This is a genomic window from Acidobacteriota bacterium, assembly GCA_009861545.1.
In the GTDB taxonomy this organism is placed as follows: Bacteria; Acidobacteriota; Vicinamibacteria; order Vicinamibacterales; family UBA8438; genus WTFV01.
Map to the genome: position 1 here is coordinate 1 of VXME01000062.1, position 24643 is coordinate 24643.

General features: G+C 70.1%; 20 protein-coding genes and 1 pseudogene. 13 read left to right on the plus strand and 8 right to left on the minus strand.

The window, feature by feature from the left end; translation table 11 throughout:
* The 4 genes from F4X11_10010 to F4X11_10025 all read right to left on the minus strand — a co-directional run.
* Window positions 1–700, minus strand: a 700-nt coding sequence (locus F4X11_10010; protein ID MYN65348.1) for a DUF1501 domain-containing protein, incomplete at its 3' end; no start/stop codon positions are given.
* 20 nt (window positions 701–720) lie between these two features.
* Window positions 721–2205: a DUF1800 domain-containing protein gene (locus F4X11_10015; protein ID MYN65349.1), complete on the minus strand. Its 1485-nt coding sequence runs from the start codon at window positions 2203–2205 to the stop codon at window positions 721–723.
* A gap of 8 nt (window positions 2206–2213) precedes the next feature.
* The gene (locus F4X11_10020; protein MYN65350.1) at window positions 2214–3401 is read right to left on the minus strand and encodes a PepSY domain-containing protein; all 1188 of its coding nucleotides are present in this window, start codon (window positions 3399–3401) and stop codon (window positions 2214–2216) included.
* A gap of 38 nt (window positions 3402–3439) precedes the next feature.
* The gene (locus tag F4X11_10025) at window positions 3440–5803 is read right to left on the minus strand and encodes a TonB-dependent receptor (protein MYN65351.1); all 2364 of its coding nucleotides are present in this window, start codon (window positions 5801–5803) and stop codon (window positions 3440–3442) included.
* A 714-nt stretch (window positions 5804–6517) separates the two neighbouring features.
* Between F4X11_10025 and F4X11_10030 the strand changes: the two genes are divergently transcribed.
* From F4X11_10030 to F4X11_10045, 4 genes are read left to right on the plus strand one after another with little or no spacing between them, the layout of a single operon-like run.
* The gene (locus tag F4X11_10030; GenBank protein MYN65352.1) at window positions 6518–7333 is read left to right on the plus strand and encodes a hypothetical protein; all 816 of its coding nucleotides are present in this window, start codon (window positions 6518–6520) and stop codon (window positions 7331–7333) included.
* Window positions 7299–7631 (plus strand): DUF2149 domain-containing protein, encoded by a 333-nt coding sequence (locus F4X11_10035; protein MYN65353.1) that lies wholly within the window; start codon window positions 7299–7301, stop codon window positions 7629–7631. The genes F4X11_10030 and F4X11_10035 overlap by 35 nt, the downstream gene beginning before the upstream one ends.
* A gap of 10 nt (window positions 7632–7641) precedes the next feature.
* On the plus strand, window positions 7642–11658 hold the full coding sequence (locus F4X11_10040) for a cobaltochelatase subunit CobN (GenBank protein ID MYN65354.1): 4017 nt from the start codon (window positions 7642–7644) through the stop codon (window positions 11656–11658).
* Between the two features lie 16 nt (window positions 11659–11674).
* Window positions 11675–12883, plus strand: a complete 1209-nt coding sequence (locus F4X11_10045; protein MYN65355.1) for a hypothetical protein — start codon at window positions 11675–11677, stop codon at window positions 12881–12883.
* 51 nt (window positions 12884–12934) lie between these two features.
* Here F4X11_10045 and F4X11_10050 read toward each other — a convergent pair whose 3' ends face one another.
* Window positions 12935–13369: a cytochrome c gene (locus F4X11_10050; protein MYN65356.1), complete on the minus strand. Its 435-nt coding sequence runs from the start codon at window positions 13367–13369 to the stop codon at window positions 12935–12937.
* A gap of 189 nt (window positions 13370–13558) precedes the next feature.
* Between F4X11_10050 and F4X11_10055 the strand changes: the two genes are divergently transcribed.
* From F4X11_10055 to F4X11_10085, 7 genes and pseudogenes are all read left to right on the plus strand, one after another.
* The gene (locus F4X11_10055; protein ID MYN65357.1) at window positions 13559–14110 is read left to right on the plus strand and encodes a hypothetical protein; all 552 of its coding nucleotides are present in this window, start codon (window positions 13559–13561) and stop codon (window positions 14108–14110) included.
* A 52-nt stretch (window positions 14111–14162) separates the two neighbouring features.
* Window positions 14163–14687 carry a hypothetical protein gene (locus tag F4X11_10060; protein MYN65358.1) on the plus strand — a complete coding sequence of 175 codons (525 nt, stop codon included), beginning with the start codon at window positions 14163–14165 and terminating at the stop codon, window positions 14685–14687.
* Between the two features lie 3 nt (window positions 14688–14690).
* Window positions 14691–15170: a hypothetical protein gene (locus tag F4X11_10065; GenBank protein MYN65359.1), complete on the plus strand. Its 480-nt coding sequence runs from the start codon at window positions 14691–14693 to the stop codon at window positions 15168–15170.
* A 162-nt stretch (window positions 15171–15332) separates the two neighbouring features.
* Window positions 15333–16160, plus strand: a pseudogene (locus tag F4X11_10070) (hypothetical protein).
* Between the two features lie 172 nt (window positions 16161–16332).
* On the plus strand, window positions 16333–16758 hold the full coding sequence (locus F4X11_10075) for a hypothetical protein (protein MYN65360.1): 426 nt from the start codon (window positions 16333–16335) through the stop codon (window positions 16756–16758).
* Window positions 16759–16938: 180 nt separating this feature from the next.
* Complete coding sequence (locus tag F4X11_10080) at window positions 16939–18543, plus strand: hypothetical protein (protein ID MYN65361.1); 1605 nt, start codon at window positions 16939–16941, stop codon at window positions 18541–18543.
* Window positions 18533–19189 carry a hypothetical protein gene (locus F4X11_10085; protein MYN65362.1) on the plus strand — a complete coding sequence of 219 codons (657 nt, stop codon included), beginning with the start codon at window positions 18533–18535 and terminating at the stop codon, window positions 19187–19189. Before F4X11_10080 ends, F4X11_10085 begins: the two co-directional genes overlap by 11 nt.
* On the opposite strand, the gene F4X11_10090 is transcribed toward F4X11_10085, so the two are convergent.
* Entirely contained in the window at window positions 19137–19829 is a 693-nt protein-coding gene (locus F4X11_10090; GenBank protein ID MYN65363.1) for a hypothetical protein, read from the minus strand. The two genes, F4X11_10085 and F4X11_10090, sit on opposite strands and share 53 nt — an antisense overlap.
* Window positions 19826–21529, minus strand: coding sequence for a hypothetical protein (locus F4X11_10095; protein MYN65364.1), 1704 nt, complete (start codon window positions 21527–21529; stop codon window positions 19826–19828). Before F4X11_10095 ends, F4X11_10090 begins: the two co-directional genes overlap by 4 nt.
* Window positions 21530–21645: 116 nt before the next feature.
* Here F4X11_10095 and F4X11_10100 point away from each other — a divergent pair, with 116 nt between their 5' ends.
* Entirely contained in the window at window positions 21646–22065 is a 420-nt protein-coding gene (locus F4X11_10100; protein MYN65365.1) for a VOC family protein, read from the plus strand.
* A 3-nt stretch (window positions 22066–22068) separates the two neighbouring features.
* On the opposite strand, the gene F4X11_10105 is transcribed toward F4X11_10100, so the two are convergent.
* Window positions 22069–23709 carry an AMP-binding protein gene (locus tag F4X11_10105; protein ID MYN65366.1) on the minus strand — a complete coding sequence of 547 codons (1641 nt, stop codon included), beginning with the start codon at window positions 23707–23709 and terminating at the stop codon, window positions 22069–22071.
* Between the two features lie 49 nt (window positions 23710–23758).
* On the opposite strand from F4X11_10105, the gene F4X11_10110 reads away from it, so the two are divergent.
* On the plus strand, window positions 23759–24643 hold an 885-nt coding region (locus F4X11_10110), incomplete at its 3' end, for a VWA domain-containing protein (protein MYN65367.1).

Below are 24643 nucleotides of genomic sequence, written 5' to 3' on the forward strand. Positions count from 1 at the left end.
CGCGGCGGCCCCGGGTGGTGTCGGCGGTCGGGGGGGGGCGCGGCCCTCGGCGGCTTGTACGTCGTGTGGGCCGGGCGCGGCGGCGGGGGGGGGGCCCCCGCGCCCCCACGGAGACGGTCGGGGCCGCGTCCATTCCCAGCAGCAGCTCGGGATGGCCTATCGCCGTGCTGCGTCCCGACGCGGAGGCCAGCGTCCGGCCGAGCGATTCGGCGAACTGCACGCCGGCCAGCGGCTCGTCGCCGCACTCGCAGGCGTGATCGAGGTACCGGCCCAGCCAGCCGTGCTCCGGCGCCTTGCGGGCCACGGAGCCGGTCTCCCAGATCTCGGTCGCGCGCGAGTGCGACCGGGACGACCGCGGGTAGCCCACACCCTGCACGATGCCGGCAAGCCCGTCGTCCATCAGGCGGCGCACGTCGCCGAGCCAGGGGTTCAGGCCGAGGTCGCTCCCGTCGATCGGCAGCGTCTGTTGCCGCGGGATCGCGATCGTCGGGCGCGCCCGATAGTAGCGGTCGTCGCGGACCGGCACGACCGTGTTCAGCCCGTCGTTGCCGCCCCGCAGGCGCAGGACGACCACGACGCGCCCGTCGTGGCTCGCCTGGGATCCACCGCTGGCCGCCTGGGCGCTCCGCCGGACGAACAACGGCACGGTCGGTGTCAGTGCGAACCAGGTCAGCAGGTCGCGTCGGCTGATGGTGTGCATTGGGTTCTCCAGGCTGGCGTTCACGCCAGTTGATACTGCGGGGACATCATCACGCGCCGGATGAAGGCGCTCCGCCCTTCCGGCGAGCCCAGGCCGGCAACTTCCCGTTCGAGCGCTTCGGCGTCCAGTCCCGGAGCCGGGTCGAGCCGCTCGAGCAGCGCCGCCGCCGACGCTTCACCGGATGCCGTCCCGACCGGCGCCGTCGACGGGCCGGCGGATCCGTCGGTCGACGGCTCGGCGCCGTCGAGGCCGAGTGGCGGCAACCGCCCTGCCAGGGCGGCGGCCAGGTGGTAGCGCACGGTGAGGCGGGCGGGGGGCTCCACCCAGGCTTCCTGTCCGGGCCAGCCTCCCTCGCCGTTGTCGGGGGTGTCGAACAGCGACTGGCCGCTCGCCCGCAGCCAGCGGTCGATCTCGACAACCGGAGGCGAGGCGATTCCCAACTGCCGACAGGCGCCCGCCGCCAGGTGGACCGGGCTCTTGATCAACGCCCACCGCGACGACCGGGACCAGAAGGCGTCCGACCGCACGACCTCGCGGAGCATCGCCTCGATGGACCCGCCGGTCGCCCGGTAGCTGGCCGCCAGCCGCGCTTCGAGCGCCCCGTCGGGATCCTCGATGCCGAGGTGGGCGATCAGCAGGCGCCCGAAGCGGCGCGCCGTCGCTTCGTGCGCGGCGAGCCACCTGACTGCCGAGCGCGCATCGAACGAGCCGGTGCGGCCGAGAATGGTCTTCGGGCCGGCGTCGAACTCCTCCGGCCGGAAGGTCGGTACGAGGCCGGTGCGGCGGGCCGCTCGGGGCGCGCGAGGATCGATTGGCCGGGCCGGCTCGCGGCCCTCGGGGGCGACGAGGAGCCACCCGGTAAGAGCCCGCGACAGCTCCTCGATGTCGCGCGGCTCGTAGGCGCCCTCGCCGACGGTCCAGTGGTCGAGGATGAGCTTGGCGGGGCGGTCGGACACGCGCAGCCGCCGGTGATCGTCCATGCCGACCTGCATCATCATGGCGGGGTCGACGACGAGGCTCGCGAGCAGGTCCGGGACGGTTCCCAGGCATCGCCGGCGAAGCAGGGCGTTGCGTCCGTGCAGCGCGTGCGGGGCGTCGACCGAGCTCGTGCTGCTGCCGAACACCCCGTGCAGGAAGAGCACGAGGTTCTCGCGCAACGGGGCCGGCGAGGCGAGCAGCTCGGCGAGCCACCAGTGGCGCACTCCCTCGATGGCGGCCCGTGTGTCCGGTGTCTGCCGGTCGACGATCGCCTCGAATTCTTCGTCGGACACGCCCTCGAACCGCAGGGCCGGGTTGTCCCAGATACCGCGAGCCGCCGCGGGACGCTCCGGCCAGGAAGTGCCGCGGGCCGCCCGCAGGAGCACTTCCAGGGATTCGTCTCCCGACAATCCCTCCAGGGTCCGTTCCAGCGCCGGCGTGGCCGCGAAGGCCAGGCGCCGCAACAGGTGCCGCCGTTCCGCGGCCGTGAGAGCGTCGCCCGCCGCGTGTTCCTGTGTCCGATTCATGGTGCCTCTCAATCGAGCACGTCATCCGCCAGTGGTACGACCGGCGCGCCGGGCTGAAGCGCGACCTGCGGGACGCGCCGCCGGCGCGATCGCGGCGCGACCACGCGCGTCCACCACAGGATCAGGCCGGTTACCGCCAGCAGACCGGGCGCGAGTCCCGTTACGAGCCATACCGCGCGGATCCCGGGGCCGCCGAAGTTCCCGAAGTGCAGCGGTCCGATCCAGGCCATGACGGTATCGCCGAGCGTGGCGGCCGGCGGCTCCGGTGCGGAGAGCCGCTCGCCGGTGTACTGGTCGAGGTGGACCGTCCGCAGATGGCGCGAGCCGAGCGGCGTCGGCCGCTGGTCGACGAACAGCACCCGGAAGGACGCCTCGTCGGTCGCCGGCAGGACGACCCGGGCGACGAAGGCGTCCGGTTCCGCCCGCCGGGCGAGGTCGACCATCTCGCGCCAGGTCGGGCGCGGCGCGTAGGCGCGGTGGTCGGGATTGGACTGCGGCGGGCGGACCGTGGTCAGGGGCGAAATCCGATTGACCGCTGCGCGGAACTCGCCGGGGAACACGAAGTAGGCGCCGGTGACGGCCCAGCCGGCGGTGAGGACGAGCGTCCAGATGCCCACCGCCCCGTGCAGCTCCCAGGTGACCCGCTTCCAGGGGCGGCCCCAGTCGACGGCAAGGCCGCGCCGCCAACCCGTCCGCCCCGGCCACCAGATGAACGGGCCGGTGGCGCAGAGCAGCAGGAGACAGAGCGCCCCGATCCCGTTGATCACCCGGCCGGTGGAGCCGGCGAGCAGGTCGAAGTGCAGATCCTGCAGGGTGCGCACCACCGAGTGCTCGGGCAGCTCGCCCAGCACCTCGGCCGTGACCGGGTCGCTGAGCACGGTACGGAACCGGCCGTCCTCGGTGACGTAGGCGAGATGGGTCGCTCGCACGGCCGTCGGTGCGTCGACCCCGGAGAGACGTCCTCGGGGGTAGGCATCCCGCACCCGTTCCAGGACCGTCACCATGTCCGCCTGCGGGCCGTCGGTTCGGGACGTCAGCAACTCCGGGTGCACCGCGCGCTGCAGGTGAATGCGGAACACCAGCGCGGCTCCGGTCACCGAGACCACCAGCACGTAGAGCGCCGCCGCCACGCCCATCCAGAGGTGCACCTGGAACAGGACGCGCCGCAACGGGCCCGAACGGTCGAGCAGGCTCACGCTGATCTCCGTGTGCCTCGGAGCCTTGAGACGCGCGCTCAGCCGCCGATGTCGAAGCGCCCGCCGGCGACGACCGCGCGCGGCAGGCCCGGGTATCCGAGTGCGCTGTCGTACAGCGTGTTCGTCAGGTTATCGATCCGCAGGAACAGCGTCAGGGCCCGGTGGACCCGGAACTGTCCGCCCGCGGTGAGCAGCGTGTAGCCCGGGTTGACGCTGATGTCCACCCCGCGCCCGTCGGAGAGGCGCTGAAGCCCCATGAACGAATTGTCGTGCCGGTCACCCGTGATCCGCAGGTTCAGGTTCAGGCTGCCGCGCCCCCGCGTGTAGCCGACGCGCAGGTTGCCGGAATGCCGCGGCCGGCGCAGCAGGGGCTGTCCCGGCTGGAACTGCTCGCTGGTGCTGACGTTGGTGACCACCTCGGTGTCGACGAGCGCGTAGGAGGCGCTCGCGGTGAGCCCGCCGATGGGCCGCTGCAAACCGAACTCGAACTCGACGCCGTCGGCGCGTGACCCGTCGATGTTGACGTAGTCGGGCAGGCCGTCACCGGCGAACCCGGGTGAGGGCGAATAGGCGATCTGGTTCTCGTAGTCGTTGTTGAACCAGGTGAAGCTCGCCCGCCAGCGCTGGTCGTCGAACGTGAGCTCGGCGCCGGCGTCCACCGTGACGGCTTCCTCCGGCAGCAGGGACAGATCGCCGTCGACCCACTGCGACCCGAACAACTGCGAGAAGTTCGGGTTCTTGATGCCGCGCCCGATGTTGGCCGACACCTTCAGCGACGAGAGCGGGCCCTCCCGGAATGGCAGGGGATACCCCCCCGCGGACAGCTTCGGATTCATCGACCTGCCGTAGTGGGCGTTGTCGTCGATGCGCGTCCCGGCGGTGACGAACCAGGCGTCGGCGACGTTGAACTGCTGCTGCACGAAGTAGGAGTGGTTCGCCACCGTCTGCAGCTCGTCGAGTGCATTGGTCTCGCTGTAGTAGTCGTAGCCGGCGCTCAGCACCTGGTTGTCCAGCCAGGTCGCATTGAGCTGGTAGCGCGCGGCCGGGCGGCGCAACTGCGTGTCGAAATCGGAGGCCCAGTCGAAGCCGTTGTAGGGGCCGTTCTGTGCGAGGAACTGACCGGAGCCGAGACCGGTAGGATCGGCGGCCAATGTGTCGAATGTTGCCTGGTCCAGCAGCCGTACCAGCCGCGGCCCGGCCGGATAGAGCGCGCCGGGCATGCCTTCGAGGATCGCGAAGACGCGGTATTGCGGATCGCTGCCGTCGTCCACGAACTGACGCCCGGACCGGAAGTAGCTCACCGTCGCGGAGTGGTCGATGCGCGAGGAGAGCGTCTGGTCGAAGTCGAGGTGCCACGTCAGGTCGTCCGTGTCGGCGCCGGTGCCGGTGTCGCCCGGCGCGTACGTGATCGGGCCGACGGAGTTGGCGCGGGCGTTGCTGTAGCGGAAGCCGGTACGCAGCCTTGTGGTGTCGCCGAGGATCGCGCCGACGTTGCCGTCGATGGTCTGCTGATCGAAGCGGTCGAGCTCCGTCAGGCGGTCCTGGAACGCGCCGTCGCTTCCGCGGTAGGCGACGCCGAGCTGGTAGTCGACGCGCTGCTGCGCGCCGCCGAGCACCCGCAGGTCTCCGCGGGCCGTTCCGAACGAGCCGCCCTCCATCGAGCCGGCCAGTCTGGGCCCGCTGTCCGGCGTTCCCCGCTTCGTGAAGATCTGGATGACCGACCCGATCGCATCCGAGCCGTAGAGCGCCGACTGCGCGCCCCGCACCACCTCGACCCGCTCGATCTCGCTGGCGGAGACGCGGCCGAAGTCGTAGTAGCCGCCGTTGGCGTTCACTCGCACCCCGTCGATCAGGACGTGGTTGTAGTCGGACTCGCCGCCGCGGGCGAAGACCGACGTGAGCGAGCCCTCCCGGCCGGTCGACTCGATGTTCAGGCCGGGCACGTAGCGGAGAACGTCCGCCACAGAATGGCTGCCAAGCGTTTCGATGTCGTCCTCGGTGAATACCGAGTGGGACTCCATGACCGACGCGCTGCCTTCCGCGGTCCGTGACGCGGTGACGACGACCGTGTCGCTCAGCGGGGCGATGTCGAGCCGGAAGTCGGCGGTCGCGCCGCCGCCCGCGGTCACGTCGGTTGCGCCCGCGGCGAATCCGTCGAGTCGCGCCGTTACGCGATAGCTTCCGTCCGTGGGCAGGTCCAGTTGGTACCGTCCGTCGTTCCCGGTCGTCGCGGTCGACACCACCCGCAGTCCGCGCAGCGCCTCGATAGTGGCGCCCGGCAGTACGCCGCCGGACGAGTCGGTGACGGTGCCGGCCACGGCAGCCGGCTCCTGCGCGCCGAGAGACGCGACGGCGAGCAAACACAGCAGGATGCCGAATGGGGCGGAGTAACGCGTGGTCATTGGTGTCTCTATCCTCTCGTTCGACCGCAGGAGCGGCGGGTGCGGAGCCGGCGGTGCCGAGACGCTGACGCACCACCCGACAAGAAGCAAAGTGTAGTGACCGCTCGCGCGCACGATTCTGAATATTCCCTGAAGATTTCCTGAAATCGACGGCGTCGTCCGGGGCGCTCGTTATAGAGTGAGGCGGCTGTCCGAAGGGCCTGGGGCGGTGGGGGCCGGGGCCGAACACGGAGCCTTGCGACGGTTTCGGCGGCGTTGGCCCGAGGATTCTCTATTGTTGCTGCATGCCGTAGGACTGCTGTGCGGGCTCGCCGCCGCCGTGTTCGCGACCGTGGTGCGGGACCGCTACGGCGTGCTGGCGCTGGCGGCCGGATTCCTGATCGGCATCGCGTGGCTCCAACCGGGCTCGGGATGGACCGGCGCGGTCGTCGCGGCTGCCGCCGGTCTCCTGCTCGTTCGTCCGGGGGAGACTTCGGCGTCGCTGGGAGCTTCGCTCGTCGCCGGATTGGCGGGTGGGCTCTGGAGCAGGGTGCTGGGCATCTACGGCTTGCCCCCGTGGCTCGCGTGCCTGCCGGCGTTCGGCGTCATCGCCTTTGCGGCCGTTGCCTCGGCACGCAATCCACGGTTTGCGGCACCGGCGGTTCATGAGGACGCGCTGGCCGCGCTCGGCGTGCTGGCACTGGCGGTCGCGGCCGCTCCGGGCGTGGCCGCCGGATGGCGGGCGGCCCAGGCGATGAATCTCGCGATGGGAGACATGGTGCGGCCCGGCGTGCATCCGGGCGTGGTCGTCGGGCTCGGGGCGGTCGTCGTGCTCGGCGGCCTGCACACGCTGCGGAGGCGCGCGTGAACCTGCTCGGCAGCCTGGAGAACGGTCTGTTCGCCCTGGCCCAGGTGCTGCGGTTTCCCGTTATCGCGCTGCTCTGGGTGGCGGTCGGCGCGGCGGTCTTCATGGCCGGCGGTTGCGTGATGGAATGGCTCGCCCGAAGGCGGGAGCGCAACGGCTTCGATCTCAACGCGTGGCTGGATGCCGGCTCGGTGCTGGGCGCGGACCCCCAGCGCCGGGCGGCGCTGCCGGCGCCGCTACGCGGCCTGCTCCGCGACGTCGAGGCGGAGCGCCTGAAGCCGTCGTTCGCCGACGGCGGGCTCGAGCACCTCGTGCTGGAGCGCGAGGAGCGGGTGCGGCGCACGTTGAACGGGTCACGCGTGTTGGTGAAGGTCGGACCGAGCCTGGGCCTGCTCGGGACGCTCATCCCGATGGGGACGGCGCTGGCCTCGCTCACCGCCGGCAACCTCGAGGCGATGGCGGGTCAGATGGTCGTCGCCTTCACGACGACGATCGTCGGTCTGGCGGCCGGGACGGTCGCCTACGTCATCCAGGTCGTGCGCCACGGCTGGGTCAACCAGACCGTGCGCGAACAGCGGTTCCTGGCCGAGCGGCTGGCCGGCGAGCTGGCGCGTGACGCGCTCGGCAGCATCGTGCCGGAGGAACGACACCATGGGACGCTTTCTGCACCTGCCGTCGCCGGCTGACGCGGAAGACGAGGATCCGCTCTCCGGCGTGGCGAACATCTTCGACGTGTCGGTGGTGTTCATCGTCGGCCTGATGATCACCCTGTTCTCGGTCTATCGCATCGGCGACCTCGTCGATCCGGACAGCGAGGTGACGCTGGTCAAGACGAACGCGGACGGACTGAGCGAGATCATCGTCAAGCGGGGCACCGAGATCACGGCGTACGAGCTGACCGGCGAGACGCTGGGCGGACAGGGCGAACGTCTCGGCACGGCTTATCGCCTGGCCGACGGGCAGATCGTCTACGTGCCCGACTGAGAGGTGCGGCATGAGACATGGGGTACTGCATTCAGGGCGCCGTGCGGCTCGGCGAAGCCGTGTCGGCCTGGTTCTGTGGGTCGTTGCCGGTATCGCGCTGCTGACGGGCCCGGCGGCCGGTCCCGCGGTCGCCCAGGAGATACGGCTGGCGTATCTCACCGGCGACTCCACCCTGCCCGGCATCCTGAGCGCCTGGAAGGCGGTGCTCGACGAGCGTCCCGACCTGCGGGATCGCATCGCCGTCAGGCTGGTGACCGAATCGCTGCTGGACGATATCGATCCGGAGGAGGTGTTGGGCAGCGACGTCCTCGTCCTGCACGTCCACGACCAGCACACGCTCGATCGTTTCGACGAGACATTCGAAGTGGACCTCGTCGACCGGATCACCGGACAGGGACTGGTCCTCGGGGTCGGTGAGGGGCTGCTTCCGCGGGAGCACTACGTCGAGCGCGGCGTGGCCTGGGACCGGCGCGCGCGTGCGTTCTGGGAGCACTCGGGTTTCGCGAACCAGGTAGGGCTCCTGAAGTACGTGCTGTCGGCCGCGGGCGTGGCGGGCCTGACCGTTCCGGAGCCGCAGCCGAGCCTGCAGGCCGGCTACTACTACCCGGATCCCGGCACGGTGGCGGGCGGTGCCGCCGGCCGCGTGTTCGCGGACTGGGATGCGTTCGACGCCTGGCGGCAGGCCGCCGGCAAGCACCGGCCGGGCGCGCCGCGCGTGGCGGTCGGCTTCTACGGTTCGTACTACGACGACGGCGACACCGCGCTCATCGATGCCGTGGTCGCGGAGATCGAGCGGCAGGGGGCCGAGGCGATCCCGATATTCGGCTATCCGGCCGGCATCACGTTCGAGACGCTGCTCCGCGACGCTGACGGCTCGGCGCGGGCCGACGTCGCGCTGGCGTTCCTGTTCCGCTTCGCGGGCCCCGACGCCGGCGAGTCGCTGCGGAAGCTCGACATCCCGGTGCTCAGCCTGATCAGCCTCTACGGCCGAAGCGAGGCCGAGTGGCGCGACTCGGCGCAGGGGCTGTCCATGTTCGAGGGGACGTTTCAGATCGCCGTGCCGGAACTGGCCGGCCTGGTGGCCCCCACCGTGGTCGGCAGCAAGGAACGGCGCACCGACCCGGACACCGGGCTGACCATCGTCGCCAGCAGGCCGATCGTTCCCCGCGTCACGCTGGCGGTGCAGCGGGCGCTCGGTTACGCGGCCCTCGCCGCGACGCCGAACGCCGACAAGCGGGTGGCCGTCCTCTTCTACAACTACCCGCCGGGGAAGGCCGGCATCGGCGCGAGCTATCTGAACGTCGCCGACTCGCTGGCCAACATCCTCCAGCGCATGCAGGCTGCCGGCTACGACCTCGGCGGAGACGACGTCGACCTGTCGTCCGACGCGCTCCTCGACCGGATGCTCGCACGGGCGCGGAACGTCGGCGGCTACGCGCCCGGCGAGCTCGATGCGCTGCTGTCCGAGGGCCGTGCGACCCGGGCCTGGATGGGGGACTATCTCCGCTGGCTGGACGGCTACGTGCCCGAGCTGCGGGAGAAGGTGATCGCGGACTGGGGCGAGCCCGAGGACGCGGCGCTCATGGCGCGGGACGGCAGCCTGATCATCCCCGCCCTGCACTTCGGCAACGTCGCGGTGCTGCCGCAGCCGGCGCGCGGGTGGGGAGCGGACGGCGAGAAGCTGTATCACGCCAAGGATCTCGCGCCGCATCACCAGTACGTCGCCGCCTACTCCTGGCTGCGGGCCGACGAGCCGGTCGGGTTCGGCGCCGACGCGGTCGTCCACTTGGGGACGCACGGTACGCTCGAATGGCTCGACGGCAAGAGCCTGGGACTGTCCGCGGCCGACGCGCCGGACGCGCTGATCGCCGACCTGCCGAACCTGTACGTCTACAACGTCGACGTGGTCGGCGAAGGGCTGGTGGCGCGCCGCCGCGGCATGGCGACGCTCGTGGACCACATGGTGCCGCCGTTCGTGAAGAGCGGGCTGCTGCCCGAGCTGGCGGCGCTGAGCGAAAGCGTCGACGACTACCACAACAACGTCCACAAGAACGTGCAGCTCGCCGAGGCGTACGCGGACCAGATCCGGCAGCAGGCGGTCGACCTCGGAATGGTCAAGGACCTCGGTCTGGACCTGGGGACCGGAGCGGAAATCGAGCACGACACGCTGCACGCCCTCGAGGACTACATGATCGAGCTGCGGGGGCAGAACATACCGTACGGTCTGCATGCCTTCGGCCGTACCCCGGAGCCGGAGATGCGCGCCAGCACCGTGGACGCCATCGTGTCGGTCGATCGGGACCTGCTGCCCGACGACACGACCGTGCTGGCGTCGGACATGGAGCGGCGGATCGTCGAATCGGGTCCGCGCGAGCTCGACCACCTGCTGGACGCGCTCGACGGCGGCTACGTCCCGGCGGGGAACGGCGGCGAGCCCATCCGCAACCCGGACGCCTATCCCACCGGCAAGAACTTCTACGGCATCGATCCCGACAAGGTGCCGAAGCCGGCCGCCTGGACGGTCGGCGTCTTTCTCGCCGATCGGATGTTGCGGGACCACGTCGCCGAGCACGGCCGGTATCCGGAGAAGGTGTCGTTCGTGATCTGGGGCACCGAGACGTTGCGCCACGAGGGGGTGCTGGAGTCGCAGATCTTCCACCTTCTCGGCACGCGCCCGGTCTGGGACGCCCGCGGCAAGGTGGTCGACGTCGAGGTGGTTCCGGCGCGCGAGCTCGGCCGGCCGCGGGTCGACATCGTGATCGCTTCGTCCGCCGAGGGGATGTTCAACAACGTCACCCGGCTGATGGACGAGGCGGTGCAGCGGGTGAAGGTGCTCGAAGAGGCGGAGAACTTCGTCCGCCGTCACTACCTGGCGACCAGGGCGGCGCTCATCGACCGCGGATACGCGGAGGAGGAAGCCGACAGGCGCGCCGGGGTGCGCATCTTCGACGAGCCACCGGGGACGTTCAACCTGAACACGTCGCGAATCGCCGCCGCGAGCGGCACCTGGGACAGCGACCGGCCGATGGCCGACGAGTACCTGTCGAAGATGGGCCACGGCTACGGCAACGGTTTCTGGGGCGAGCCGATGGAGGATGTGTTCCGCCTGGCGCTGTCCGGCACGGAGAAGGTGGTGCACAGCAGCTCCACCATGCTGTACGGCGCCCTCGACAACGACGACTTCTTCATGTACATGGGCGGCCTCGCCGCGGCGGTCCGGAGCATCGACGGCGAGAGCCCGCAGATGGTCGTGACCAACACGCGCGACCCGGGCCAGCCCGAGATGACCGGCATCGACAAGTTTCTCGGCGCCGAGTTCCGGACGCGCTACGTCAACCCGACCTGGATCGAGGGGATGCAGCGCGAAGGCTACGCCGGCGCCGGCGAGATGCGCGCGTTCGTCGAGTATCTGTGGGGCTGGGACGCTACGGTGCCCGAGACCGTCGACGACGCGATGTGGCAGGAGTCGTTCGCGGTCTACGTGGAGGACCGGCACGACCTCGACATGAAGGCGTTCTTCGACGAGCACTCGCCCCACGCCTACCAGGACATCACCGGCCGGATGGTCGAGACGATCCGCAAGGGCTACTGGGCGGCCGACGACGCGACCACCGAGCGGTTGCTCCGCGAGCATGTCGACAGCGTCGCCACCCATGGCGTCGGCTGCTCGGAGCACACCTGCGGCAATCCGCGGCTGTTGCGCTACGTGCTGGAGCAGGGCGCGGCGATGAACATTCCGGGTCCGGCCCTCGAGGCCTACCGCGCGGCGATGGAGGAGGCGATCGGCGCCGACATCGAGACCGCGGCGGCCGAGGCCGAGGCGTTCGTCCGCTGGAATGAATCGCGTCCGGCGCTGACCACGACGAACATCGAGGGGTTTCGGATGGAGGAGTCGGCCGACGCTGCCGAGCCGCTGCCCGTGCCGCCGGCCTCCGGGGCGGACGACGGCGTGTGGGCCCCGCTCTGGGTCGGCGCGCCCGTTCTGGGCCTGCTCGCCGTTTGGCGTTGGCGCCGCAATCGCGGGTAGGGCGCGGAGGGTCTCCATGCCGAGGGTCGTGGTCGACTCCATCTCGGGAGCGGTACTGCTGTCGGCCGGACTGTGCACCGTAATCGTCCTGGCCGCCGAGTCGAGGACCGTCCGAATCAGCCGAAGCGGGCACGGGGCATACGAGGCGAGCCTCGCGGTGCATCCCCGCGGATTCGCGGTGGCGTGGCACGACAGCCGCCACGGTGCGCCGGAGATCTATGCGCGGCTTGTCGACGGAAGCGGCCGGCCGGTCTCCGACGAGTACCGCCTGACGGCCAACGCGGGGCGTTCGTACGAGCCGAGCATCGACGTTCCCGATCCGGAAATCTCCGACGACCTCATCGTGGCGTGGTACGAGGTGGCGGCGGACGACTCCTCGTCACGCGCGAGAGTCGGCGCCTGGACAGCCGCCGGTACGCCGCGCTGGACGAGAACGCTGTCCGCTGCCCGGCGCGACGGGCGGGCGGCGGTGGTCGCCGTGATCGGCGATCGGATGCAGTGTGTCTGGATCGAGGAGACGGACACCGGACCGAACGTCTCGGCCGCCATCTGGGCGCAACAGCTCGGTCTCGACGGCGAGCCCCTGGGCGCGGCGCACCGGGTCGCCGATGCGAGCCGCACGACGTGGAACTTGAATCTGAGCGTGGACGCCGGGGGCGTCCCCTGGGTTGTCTTCGATGCGCAGTTGGAGACGCGCGCCCACGAGCTCTTCCTGGCACGCCTCGGCCGGGAGCAGGCGATAGTGGAACGGTTGAGTGTCGACGACGGTGCATCCTCCCTCTATCCCGACCTCGCTTTCGGCGCCGGACGAGCCGCCGTCACATGGTGGGACACTCGCGATGGCAACGCGGAGGTCTATCTCGCGGTCGTCGATGAAGAGGAGCTGCCGAACGGAATCGAGCGAGCGGCGTCGCGTGTAACCGATACGGCGGGGGAGTCAATCGGCGCCTACATCGACTGGAACGGTACGCGATTCGGGCTGGCGTGGTCCGACGAAGTCGAGCCTGGCCTGCCCCACGACGTCTACTTCCGGCCGTTCGCGGCGAACGGTCTCCCGGACGGGAGGGCTCGCCGGCTGACGGACAACCCGACGGCGTCGCTCATTCCGGCCATCCGCGGCGCGGGCTCGCGCTTTGCCCTGGCGTGGAACGAAGACGTCGTCGAAGCGCGCGGCGATCACCGCGGCGGGGGACGTTCGGAAGTCGTGTTCACCTTCTCCCGGTGAAAGACGGTCGGCTGAGCGAAACGCCGGCCCGCACGTACCGCGTCGGTACTCCTACCGCGACCGCGCGGCGAGTTCGCGCAGAAAATTGACCACGTGCCAGATCTCGTCGTCGGTGATGCGGCCTTCCCACGCATCCATGTCGTAGTTCGGAGGAACTCCCTGGCGGATCACGTTGTAGATATCGCCGTCGCTTTCGCCGTGCACCCACTCGTCGTCGACGAGGTTGGCCGGCCTCGTCCCCGGCGACGGGTTCTGGCCCCGGCCGTCGCCGCGCACGCCGTGACACGACCGGCAGAAACGGCCGTAGACGCGCAGGCCGGCCCGCACCGATTCCTCGGTAGCCTCGATGGGATTCTCCGGCACCTCGGCGGCAGGTTCCTGCACGGCTTCCTTGGCGGTCGACGCAGACGGAGCGGCGGTTGCGAGCAGCAGGAAAGAGGCGCAGCAGGCGGTCAGAACGGCCACGACTCGTGTATGACTCGGCATCGTCTCGCATCCTCCTCGAAGTGAATCCAGGCAATCAGTCTATACCGGGCCGGAGCGAGGGCCGGGATTGCTCTGCAGCGCCGCGCTCGTGGTTGACCCGTTCACGGGCGACGGGGTACACTGCGCGCCCTGGCCCCCCGGCCGGGTGCCGGCCGCCAGGGTGACTCACCGGACCGAAGGAGTGATCGAATGCGTGTACCGAGCGTCGTCTTCATGGTGATGTTGCTGACCGCCGGCCCCGCCCGCGCCCAGGAGCCGCAGGTATTCGGCGACTTGGCGGAGGTGATGCGCGGCATCCTCTTCCCCAACTCGAATATTCTGTTCGACGCGCAGACGAACAACCCCGACGACCCGGTCGAGGCGGTCGAGGGCGACTCCACCAGTGAGCGCTTCGCGAACATCTACACCGGCTGGGAGGCTCTCGAGAACGCGGCCGTCGCGCTCGTGGAGTCCGCCAACCTGATCGAGCTTCCGCGCAACTGCGAGCTCAACGAGGAGGAGGCCGGGCGCATCGGCGCGCCGGCCCCCGTCGAGCGCGAAGACTGGCAGCAGTACGTCGCCGGCCTGCGGGCCGCGGGGCAGCGGGCGTACGAGTGGGCGCAGGCCCGCGTGTACGACGACTTCGACGTCATCCTCATGACCGGCGACGTTGCCGAGGCCTGCTCGAACTGCCACGGCGTCTATCGCGACAGCTACACGGATCCGCCCACGCCGCGTTGCACTCCCCCCGCCGAAGACTGATCGGAGCGCTGCGATTTCACCCGACCGATCCGCGCTGGGAGGAGTTTGACGCATGCGAAGCTGGTTCGAATGGGTTGGCGCGATGGAATCGAGCGTCGCTCTCCGCGAGTCGCTCAACGCCTATCCGATCATGCTCACGTCGCACGTCATCGGGATGTGCATGTTCGCGGGCCTGATCATGATGATGGACCTGCGTCTGGCCGGGGTCGGCAACTTGAACAGTTCGATCACGCAGGTCCAGGGACGGCTGTTCCCGTGGCAGATGGTGGGGTTCGCGATCAGCATCGTCACCGGTCTGCTGCTGCTGTTCAGCGACCCGATGCGGTTCTATACGAACTTCTACTTCTGGACCAAGAATGTGCTGCTGATTCTGGCCGGACTCAACATGTGGTACTTCCACGCGACCACGTACCAGACGGTCGACCAGTGGGACAACGATCCGTCGCCTCCGTTCGGGGCCAAGTTCGCCGGGGTAATGTCGATCGCTTTCTGGTCTGCGGTCATCGTCGTGGGCCGGATGATCGCCTATCAGGATCTCGTGCCGCAGTGGTGGCGTGAGCTGGTTCCGAGAGGGTAGAAGATGTCTTTGCAGCCGTTCTTCCTCTGGATGCAGGAGCACGCGTTCAGCGCGTACATCCTGAACGAGACGTGGTTCGCGCCGATCGTGCAGGTGATGCACCTGATCGCTCTGGCGGTGTTCGCCGGCGCGATCCTGGTGGTCGACCTGCGGCTGCTCGGCGTGGGGCTCACCCGCGTGCCTCTGGCCAAGGTGTCGGAAGACGCCATGCCGTGGATGGTGTGGGGTCTGGTCGCGCTCCTCATCACCGGCTGGCCGTCGGTGATGTCGACGGCGATGAAGCAGTACTACAGCCCGTTCTTCTGGTGGAAGATGGAGCTGCTCGTGCTCGGCCTGATCTTCGCCTTCACCGTCCGGCGGCGGCTGGCGAGGATGGACGAAGCGAAGCTCGGGCCCGTCTGGCCGAAGGCGGCGGGCATGTTCTCGATCGCGGTGTGGACCGGGGTGGCCGTCGGCGCCCGGCTGATTGGATTGCTCTCGTAGGCGCGGCCGACGGATCGCCTTGACAGCGCCCGGAGGCCGCATGTATAGATCGGCCACTTTCGTCAACACGTTCCGGCCCTTCCGAGGAGGGTGCCTGGGACAGTCTGCTGACGGCTCGCGACATCATCGGGTGTGGCGGTCGTGGCGGGGAGACATCGTCAAATGCGAAATCTGAAGAGGTTCAACGGCAAGGTGATTGCCACGGCGTCAGCCGGGGCGCTGGCGGTGGCGATGGTCTTCTCCGTCGGCGCGGCGAGCGTGGCGGGCCAGGACTATATGGCGCCCCGGACGGCGTTCGACGCGCCGGACCTGAACGGCATCTGGCAGGCCATCGGCGCCCATCACTGGAACATCGAGCCGCACGCGGCCAGCCACGGACCGGTGGTCGAGCTCGGGGCCATCTTCTCGGTTCCCGGCGGCCTGGGCATCGTCGAGGGCGGCGAGATTCCCTACACCGCCGCGGCGCGGGCGATCCAGCAGGAGAACGCGCAGCACTGGGTCGAGCGCGATCCGGCGGCCAAGTGCTACATGCCGGGCATTCCGCGGGCGACCTACCAGCCGTATCCCTTCCAGATCGTGCAGACCGAGGAGTACATCCTCTTCGCCTACGAGTTCGCCAGCGCCAGCCGCGTCGTCTACATGGACCGGCCCGACTTCGAGGCGCCGGTCGACGCCTGGATGGGCCATTCGCTCGGCTCGTTCGACGGCGAGACCCTCGTCATCGACGTGACCGCCCAGATGCCGGACACCTGGCTCGACCGGAACGGCAACCACCACAGCAACCAGATCCGCGTCGTCGAGCGCTACACGGCCTCGAGCCCGTACCACCTGAACTACGAGGCCACGATCGAGGACCCGGAGACCTACACGCGGCCCTGGAGCCTCAGCCTGCCGCTCTACCGCCGGATCGACGAGAACATGCAGCTTCTCGAGTACAAGTGCGTGGAGTTCGCCGAAGAGTTGATGTACGGGCATCTGCGCAAGGACCCCGACCTGACGCCGACCTACCGCCCGAGCGGCTACGGCTCGGCCTACGAGGGCGAGGCGCCCGGTCCCCGGTAGAGACCGGGCGCGACCAGGAAGGTCGACGCGGTTGACGAATACGTAGATATTGGCGATAATGCCGAAACCCGTTGTGCTTGCAAGACAGGAGGCGAATCCGATGCGAAAGGTAGTCCTTACGGTTGTGGCTCTCGCGCTGGCCGCGACTGCGGTCCCCGTGGTGGCCCATCACGCGTTCTCGGCTGAGTTCGACGCCGACGCGCCGATCCATCTCGAGGGCGTGGTCGTCCGGATGGAGTGGATCAACCCACACGCGTGGGTCCACCTCGAGGTCACCAACGACGACGGCTCGACGACCGTCTGGATGGTCGAGGGCGGCACGCCGAACACGCTGCTGCGCCGTGGCTTCAACCGCCAGTCGCTGCTTCCCGGCACCGAGATCATCGTGGACGGCTACCAGGCCAAGGACGGCTCGAACAAGGGCAACGGCCGCGACCTGACCTTCCGGGATGGCCGCAAGCTGTTCATGGGTTCGTCCGGCACGGGCGCGCCGCGTGACGGCCGCGACCCGACCGAGCCCGAATAGGGCGCGCTTCGTTCCGAACGAACACGTCGGTCCCCCCTGCGGGGCCCGAGATCGAAACCCTGGACGCCCGGAGCTCGTCATGAGCTTCGGGCGCTCGGGGTTTTCTTTTTTTGATCGTATTCGCAGCCCCAGGGTTGGACCTTTCCCTTCATGGTTGGCCCGTTCTCGCAAGCTCTTCCAATGACCCTGCGTCCGGCCCGGACCGCCGCGCTGCTGGCCTTCGGCTCGTTGCTCCTGGCCGCATCCGCGCCCGGCCAGGTGACGCCGGTCGAGCCGTCGCCGCCCTCGATCGGCGAGATCGAAGTCTCCAGCCGCGAGGTTTTCGACGAGCGCGGCGGCGGTCGGTTCGCGCCCCACCGGATCGCCAACCGGTTGCACGTCCGTACCCGCGATCACATCATCCGGCGCGAACTGCTCTTCGAGACCGGCGATCCGCTCGACCGCGAGCTCATCGACCAGACCGAGCGCAACCTGCGCGGCCTGTGGTTCCTGCGCGACGCGCGTGTCGAGACGGTGGAGGTGGACGAAGACCTCGACGGGCGACCCGAGCGGGTCGACGTCCTGGTGACGACCTGGGACCGCTGGTCCCTCGCCCCGCGCATCGACTTCTCGCAGGTCCAGAACCGGACGATCTGGGAGATCGGCGCGTCGGAGAAGAACTTTCTCGGTTTCGGCAAGTCGATCACGGTCTCGCACCGGCAGAATCTCGATCGGGTGACGGATCGCCTGCGCTATCAGGACCCGCAGTTGCTCGGATCGAACGTCGGACTGGCCGCGTCGGTAGCGGGCCTCAGCGACGGTCACGAACGGCTCCTCACCCTCGATCGGGGGTACCTGTCGCTGCGGGATCCGTGGGCGTTCTCGGCGGGCGTGGTGAGCGTGGCCCGGACCGAGCCCATCGTCGAGCACGGCCTGGAGGTCGAGCGGCTGCCGGTGCGCGGCGAGTTCGTCGACCTGGAGCTGGGGCGCGCGCTGCTGCGCGGCGCGAATCACGCGGTCCGGATGCACGGTGCGTTTCGCGCGCACGAGGTGCAGGTCGGAGAGGATCTTCGGGACTATACCGGGCCGGAGGTCGGCCTGCGGTCGGTCACCCACCGGTTCGTGCGGCTGACGCACGTCAACCAGTTCGAGCGGACCGAGGACTTCAACCTCGGCACCGAGTCGCACGCGGTGCTGCGGCTGTCGGCGCACGCGTTCGGCGGGCGCGAGGCGGCGTTCGTGTCGGCCGGCCACCGGCATGGGCTGCAACTTCGCGACAATCACTTCGTGATCCTCGGCGTCGGGTTCGACGGGCGGCGTGAACGGGGCGGGTGGCGGAACACCGTGGCGGCGGTGAACGCCCGCTACCTCCGGAAGCACTCGTTGCGAACCGCGTTCGTCGGCAAGCTCGACTACGCTCATGGCCACGCCTTCGACCCGGAAGTGCAGCTCCGGCTGGGCGCCGAGACGGGGCTGCGCGGCTATCCGGTCCGCCAGTTCACCGGCACGCGGTCGCTGCTGCTCTCGGCGGAAGAACGCGTCTTCTTCGCCGACGACGTCTGGCAGTTGCTCTCGTTCGGCGTCGCCGGGTTCGTGGACAGCGGCTTCGTCTGGCCGGCCGGGCGTCCCGTGGATCTCGGCGACCTGCGGACCGGCGTCGGCGTCAGCCTGCTCGTCGGCAGCCACCGGCTCGCGAGCCGCGGCGGCGTCCGGTTCGACCTCGGCTATGCCCTGAATCCGGTCGAGGGGCCGGACGGCCGGCCGAAGCACTGGGTCGGCGCCGCGTTCTCGGACATTGACTTCTGAGCCGCATCCAACCGGGCCGGGCCGGACGGCCGCGACCTTTGCCGCCGGGGCGCTCCTGTCGCTGGTCCCGCCGCTCCTGCTGCTGCCGGCGCTCGGCGCGCTCGATCTCTATCGGGGCGCGACGGTTCTGCGGCCGGTCGTCGTTGTCCTGTTCGCCTGTGCGGCGGGCGGCGTGGTGGCGGGCGGCGCGCTCGGCCCCGGGCTGCGCTGGCGGGCGGCGTTCGGCGCGGCCTTCGGAGCGACGCTGTGGATCCCGCTCCTGATACTGGCCGGCCTGCCGGCTCTGAGCGGCGTCGAGCGGCTCGCCGAGCTGCTCCTGGGTTTCGCACCGGCTCTGGCGGTGACTCATGCGCTGCTGGGCGCCCTCGGGCTCGCGCTCGGGGGCAGCGGCTGGCGCCGAGCGAGCGCCGGCGCGCTCGTGTTCGGTGCGGCCGGTACGGCCGGCGGCGTGCTGCTGGCGCTGGTCGTCCGGCTGGCGGCGGGATCTTCCGGTGCGGCGGCGTTCGCGGCCGGCGCACTCGGCGGCGGGGCAGCCTGTGTCCTGCCGTTGACGCTTGCCGGATGGTGGCTCGGCTGGATGCGGTCGGGCCGTTTCACGCGAGCCACACCGCGTCTCGTTCGAGGGCGAGCTCGATACGGACGATGAACACGCAGGCGCCGGCCGCGGCCAGATGCCAGGCGATGTGGGGCTGCACGACGTGCGCCCAGGCGGTCCCCGCCCCGGTGCACGCGATGCCGGCATGGCCGAGGGCGAGCAGCGCCGCGGCGGGGAGGAGGAGTACGGCCGTCCGCCGCAGGTCGGCGCGGATGGCCGGGCGGAGGCGGGCCAGCTTCCACCACAGCCAGAGCAGCGCCGCGGCCTGGGCCGTGACGACGACGTAACCCGCGGCGGTCGCGATGAAGGGCAGCACGGCGCCGCCGCCGGCGAACACGGCGAAGAGCGCCGGCCACCGGCTGCGCGGCGTGTAGCCGGCGTGCACCAGCGCCGCGGCCAGCAGCAGGCCGGTGAGCAACGGCATCGCGGCGAGGTCAAGCCGCTGGAACGCCGCGGCGAACGTGGCGTGGAACAGCATCGAGGCGGCGGCGAGCAGGGCCAGTATCGCTGGGAGGAAACGCGCCGGGCCGGCTGTTGGCGAGCGGTGGACTTCGTGCCAGGAGACGACCGCCGCGGCCAGGACGGCGAGTCCGGACAGGGTCTCGCCGGGATGCACCAGCAACGCGGCGACGTCGGGCTCGCAGGTGTCGTACGCGGCGCGCTCGAGCGCGCTCCAGGGTCCTGGTCTCACGGTCCGGCGCCTCGCTCCCCGTCATCGTCGAGGCGGGCGGGGCGATCCGGCGCCGCGCCGCGTGCGGCGAGCAGCTCCTGCCAGGCGCGCAGGACGTCCTCGCCGAACCGTTTGCCGATGGTCACCCACTCTTCGTAGTGATTGGGGTGATCGAAGTTCCACCAGCCGGTGTTGTCCGCCGGCGGCACGAGATACGAGAGATAGTCCTGCGCCGATCCGACGAAGCCGTGGTGGCGGCCCGGCATCAGGCGGTCGACGCCGGCCATGGCCGGGAAGCGCCACGCACCCCAGTCGGGTCCGTAGTCGGCGACGTGCTCCGGGCGGCCCAGCGCGTAGGCCGGATCGATCTCGCCCGGGGCGGTCAGCAGGCTCAGGTCGCCGATCTCGATCAGGGCGACCTCGCCCCGTACGCAGCCGAGCAGGCCCCAGCAGTCGGGCCAGTGGTAGCGCAACCGGTCGGGCGGCTCGACGTCGTGGTGCCAGACCGACCAAGTGCCCAGCAGGTGGATGACGTTGTCGATCGGGGTGTCGAACGAGGTGCTGGAGACGGCCAGGTCGGGGGCCGCCAGCGGTTCCGCCGCGTCGAGCGCCGCGTCCGCCGCGTGCGCGATCTCGTAGCCGGTCGAGCGGATCTTCTCCCAGCCGTCGGTGACCAGCACGGGCTGCCCGCCTCCGTCGAAGACGCGGTTGCCGCTTTCGTCCCATAGTGGGACCGGCGTGCTGCGCAGGCCGCTCATCTGGTTGCCGACCGTTCCCGACACGAACACGGCGACCCCGCCCCGGATGCGTTCCAGGTACTCCCGCAGATAGTGCGGATAGTCGCTCGACAGGAGCCGGTTGCCGCTGCCGAGCGTGTCGGGATGATTGTGCCAGTTGACCAGGGTGGCGATCGTCTCGTCCGTGCCCGCCTCCCTGAACGCCGCCGCCACGACACGCGTGTTGCCCGTGACGGGGTCCCGGAGGTCGCGTTGCATGACGAAGCGGTCGTACGCGGCCGACGGATCGTCGATCTCGTTGTTGATCGCGGGCAGGCGGCAGTCGCTCTCGGTCTTCAGGAGGCCGCTGGCCGTGTCCTGGCACGCGACGTGGGTGGTCGTCGCCGTCGTCAGCGTCGCGGGGCGCAGCGCCTGCAGCGCCCTGTCGATCGACGCGTAGAGCGACTCGCGAAGCTGCGTCGTGTAGCGCCGGTTGTGGCCGGCCATCAAGGTCGACCAGTAGCCGCTGGCGTCGGGAGCCGAATGCGTATGGGTGGAGTGCAGGATGACGTGGCTCTCCGGGATCCCGTGCTCCCGGGCGACCCGGCGCCGGACGGGTCCGGTGTGCTTGCGGCCGAGGCCGGGGAGGTCCGCGGCGACGAGCACCAGGGTCTCGCCCCGGGCATCGCGGAGCGCGAGCGCGCGCGCCCAGATCGGGTCGTGGATGCCCTCGGCGAGCCGGTTTCCCTCGCGAAACGGCACGTAGGGACTGAAGCCTGCCAGGTGGATCCACCGGAAGCAGTCGCGGTCCGCATCGAACTGCGGGACCGAGGCGTCCGCCGCCGCGTCGTCGCACAGCACGGGGGTGATGTCGACGGCTGCCGCGCCGGCCTCGAGCTGGCCGGCGGACGCCGCGGGCCAGGCGAGGAGGAAGGCCAAGACAGCGGACCGCAGACGCACTCCGGCGGTCGGGAGACCCGCCGCCGCCGGCGAGAGACCAGGCACCGCCGGATCGTAGCCGGATTCCCCGCGATTCGGGGGGCGCCCGGGCGTGGTGTGGCGTGGCGTGGTCGGCGGGTCAGCGCCTGGGGTATGCTTCGCTGGCTCGGGAGGGGCACGCCATGTCGTTGAACACGTATCTCACCTTCGATGGCAACTGCCGCGAGGCGTTCGAGTTCTACCGGTCCGTCTTCGGCGGCGAGTTCACCGGGATCCAGACGTTCGGCGACGGCCCGCCGGACATGCCGGTGGCCGAGGAAGAGAAGAATCGCGTCATGCACGTCGGGCTGCCGATCGGCTCGAGCGTCCTGATGGGCAGCGACACCTCGAGCTTTGCGCCCCCGTACGCGGCCGGCAACAACTTCTCCCTGTCCATCGACGGGGAGAACCGCGAGCGGTGCGACGAGCTGTTCGCGAAGCTGTCCGCGGGCGGCTCGGTGATCATGCCGCTGCAGGACCAGTTCTGGGGCGACTACTTCGGACAGTGTACCGACCGGTTCGGCATCAACTGGATGGTCAGCTACACGCTGCCCAAGGAGTGAGGGTCAGGCGGTCTCGATGCCGGCCGCGCCCTCGAGCTCCAGCTCGGCGGTCGCGACCTCGCGCATCCGGTACTTCTGCACCTTGCCGGTGACGGTCATCGGGAAGGCGTCGACCAGCTTCCAGTAGCGGGGAATCTTGTACGTCGCGATGGCGCCATGGCAGAAGGCGCGGAGCTGCTCGCCGGTCACCGAGGCGCCCGCCTTCGGCTTCACCCACGCCATCACCTCCTCCCCGTAGCGGGCCGACGGGACACCGATCACCTGCGCGTCCTCGACATCCGGGTGCGTGTACAGGAACTCCTCCACCTCGCGCGGGTAGACGTTCTCGCCGCCGCGGATGATCATGTCCTTGATGCGGCCGACGATGCGCAGGTACCCCTCGACGTCCATCGTCGCGAGATCGCCCGAGTGCATCCAGCGCGCGTCGTCTATGGCGGCGGCGGTCGCCTCCGGCTGGTTCCAGTACCCGAGCATCACCACGTAGCCGCGCGTGCACAGCTCGCCGGACGCGCCGCGCGGAACGATCCGGCCGCTCTCCGGATCGACCACCTTGATCTCGACGTGGGGGTGGATGCGGCCGACGCTGCCGACCCGCTTCTCGACCGGGTCGTCGACGCGGGTCTGGGTCGAGACCGGCGACGTCTCCGTCATCCCGTAGCAGATGGTGATCTCTTTCACGTTCATCCGCTCGCGGACCTGCTTCATCACCTCGACCGGGCAGGGGGAACCGGCCATCACGCCGGTGCGCAGCGACGAGAAGTCCGTCCGGGCGAAGTCGGCGTGGTTCAACTGGGCGATGAACATCGTCGGGACGCCGTAGATCGACGTGCACCGCTCGCCCTGGATGGCGGCCAGCGTGGCGGCGGGATCGAAGCTCTCGGCCGGCGCGACGATGCAGGCACCGTGGGTGGTGCAGGCGAGGTTGCCGATGACCATGCCGAAGCAGTGGTAGAACGGGACCGGGATCAGCACCCGGTCGGCCTCGGTGTAGCGGAGGATTTCGCCGCAGAAATAGCCGTTGTTCAGGATGTTGTGGTGCGAGAGGGTGGCTCCCTTCGGGGCGCCGGTGGTGCCCGAGGTGTACTGGATGTTGATGGGGTCGTCGAAGCTCAGGCTCGCTTCCCGCGCGGCCAGCGCCGCGTCGTCGATGCCGGATCCCTCCTCGAGCAGCGTGTCCCATTCGTCGTCCAGGACGACGGTCTCGGCGAGCGCCGGGCAACGGGCCCGGACGCTGCCCACGAGCGCCGTGTAGTCGGCGGCGCGGAAGCGCCGGGCGTGCAGAAGCAATCGCAGTCCCGACTGGTTCAGGGTGTATTCGAGCTCGTGCGCGCGGTAGGCCGGGTTCACGTTGACGAGCACCGCGCCGATGCGGGCCGTCGCATACTGGGTGACGACCCACTCGTAGCGGTTGGGCGCCCAGATGCCCACCCGATCGCCCCGGGCGATGCCGCGGGCGAGCAGGGCGCGGGCGAGCAGAGTCGTCAGGTCCCAGAACTCCCGATAGGTGGCCCGGAAGTTCTGCGAGGCGACGACCAGGGCGTCGAGCTCCGGATGCCGCTCCACGGTGCGGCGCAGGTTCGCACCGATGGTCTCGCCCAGCAGGGGCACGTCGGCGGCGCCGTGCACGTAGGAGGGCGGGCTCACGGAACCGTGATTATAATGGCCGTGCCAGCGCCCGGAGGGAGCCCTGCGCGTGTTCGACCGCTCGCGATCCTCGTCCTTCGTCCGCCCGGCCGGCGTGCTGCTGCTTCTCGCACTCGCCGCCGGAGCAGCGCCGGCGGAGGAGCAGCGGGCCGCGGTGCCCCGCTTCCGCTCCGGCGTCGACCTGGTCAAGGTGACGGCCACGGTGCGCGACGCCGAGGGACGCCTGGTCGGCGATCTGACCCGCGACGACTTCGAGATCTTCGAGGACGGCCGGCCGCAGCGCATCACCCAGTTCGATCGGGGCAGGGTTCCGGTCAGCCTCGGCGTGGTCCTCGACGTCAGCCAGAGCATGCTCGGGCAGCGCATGGACGACGCCCGGGCGGCGTTGCGGCGCTTTCTGGTGGACCTGCTCGAGCCGGGCGACGAGGTCTTCCTGATGGTGTTCAACCACGATCCGAAGCTGGAGGCGCCGTGGACGCTGGGGCCGAGCCGGCTGCGCGGACGGCTCGACCGCATCCGCCCGTACGGGGCGACCGCGATCTACGACGCCCTGATGATGGCGCTGCCGCTGTTCGCCGTCCGGGCCCACGACCGCGCCGCCGTCGTGCTCATCTCCGACGGGTCGGACACCGCCAGCGACGTCACGCGGGATGACGTGCGCTGGCAGATACGGCTGAGCGACGCCTTCGTCTACGCGGTCGGCATCGACGCCCCCGAGCGGCGGCCGATCAACGATCGCGTCAATGCGCGCCTGCTGCGAGACGTCACGGCCGAGAGCGGCGGCTACGCTGAGGTGATCTCCGACAGCCCGGATCTGGCCCCGGCCACCGAGCGCATCGCAGAGGAGCTCAACCACCAGTACACGCTGGCCTACGCGCCCACCCGCCCGCCCGACGGCAGGTACCGCCGCATCCAGGTCCGGGTGCGGGGCGGG

Bases quoted from the DNA above. Each gene is read 5' to 3' on its own strand.
- F4X11_10035 (MYN65353.1), top strand. From the start codon at position 7,299: ATGGGACGCTTTCTGCACCTGCCGTCGCCGGCTGACGCGGAAGACGAG.
- F4X11_10075 (MYN65360.1), top strand. From the start codon at position 16,333: ATGCGAAAGGTAGTCCTTACGGTTGTGGCTCTCGCGCTGGCCGCGACT.
- F4X11_10040 (MYN65354.1), top strand. From the start codon at position 7,642: ATGAGACATGGGGTACTGCATTCAGGGCGCCGTGCGGCTCGGCGAAGC.
- F4X11_10045 (MYN65355.1), top strand. From the start codon at position 11,675: ATGCCGAGGGTCGTGGTCGACTCCATCTCGGGAGCGGTACTGCTGTCG.
- F4X11_10080 (MYN65361.1), top strand. From the start codon at position 16,939: ATGACCCTGCGTCCGGCCCGGACCGCCGCGCTGCTGGCCTTCGGCTCG.
- F4X11_10025 (MYN65351.1), bottom strand. From the start codon at position 5,803: ATGACCACGCGTTACTCCGCCCCATTCGGCATCCTGCTGTGTTTGCTC.
- F4X11_10050 (MYN65356.1), bottom strand. From the start codon at position 13,369: ATGCCGAGTCATACACGAGTCGTGGCCGTTCTGACCGCCTGCTGCGCC.
- F4X11_10100 (MYN65365.1), top strand. From the start codon at position 21,646: ATGTCGTTGAACACGTATCTCACCTTCGATGGCAACTGCCGCGAGGCG.
- F4X11_10055 (MYN65357.1), top strand. From the start codon at position 13,559: ATGCGTGTACCGAGCGTCGTCTTCATGGTGATGTTGCTGACCGCCGGC.
- F4X11_10065 (MYN65359.1), top strand. From the start codon at position 14,691: ATGTCTTTGCAGCCGTTCTTCCTCTGGATGCAGGAGCACGCGTTCAGC.
- F4X11_10060 (MYN65358.1), top strand. From the start codon at position 14,163: ATGCGAAGCTGGTTCGAATGGGTTGGCGCGATGGAATCGAGCGTCGCT.
- F4X11_10030 (MYN65352.1), top strand. From the start codon at position 6,518: ATGGCGGGCGGCCCAGGCGATGAATCTCGCGATGGGAGACATGGTGCG.
- F4X11_10015 (MYN65349.1), bottom strand. From the start codon at position 2,205: ATGAATCGGACACAGGAACACGCGGCGGGCGACGCTCTCACGGCCGCG.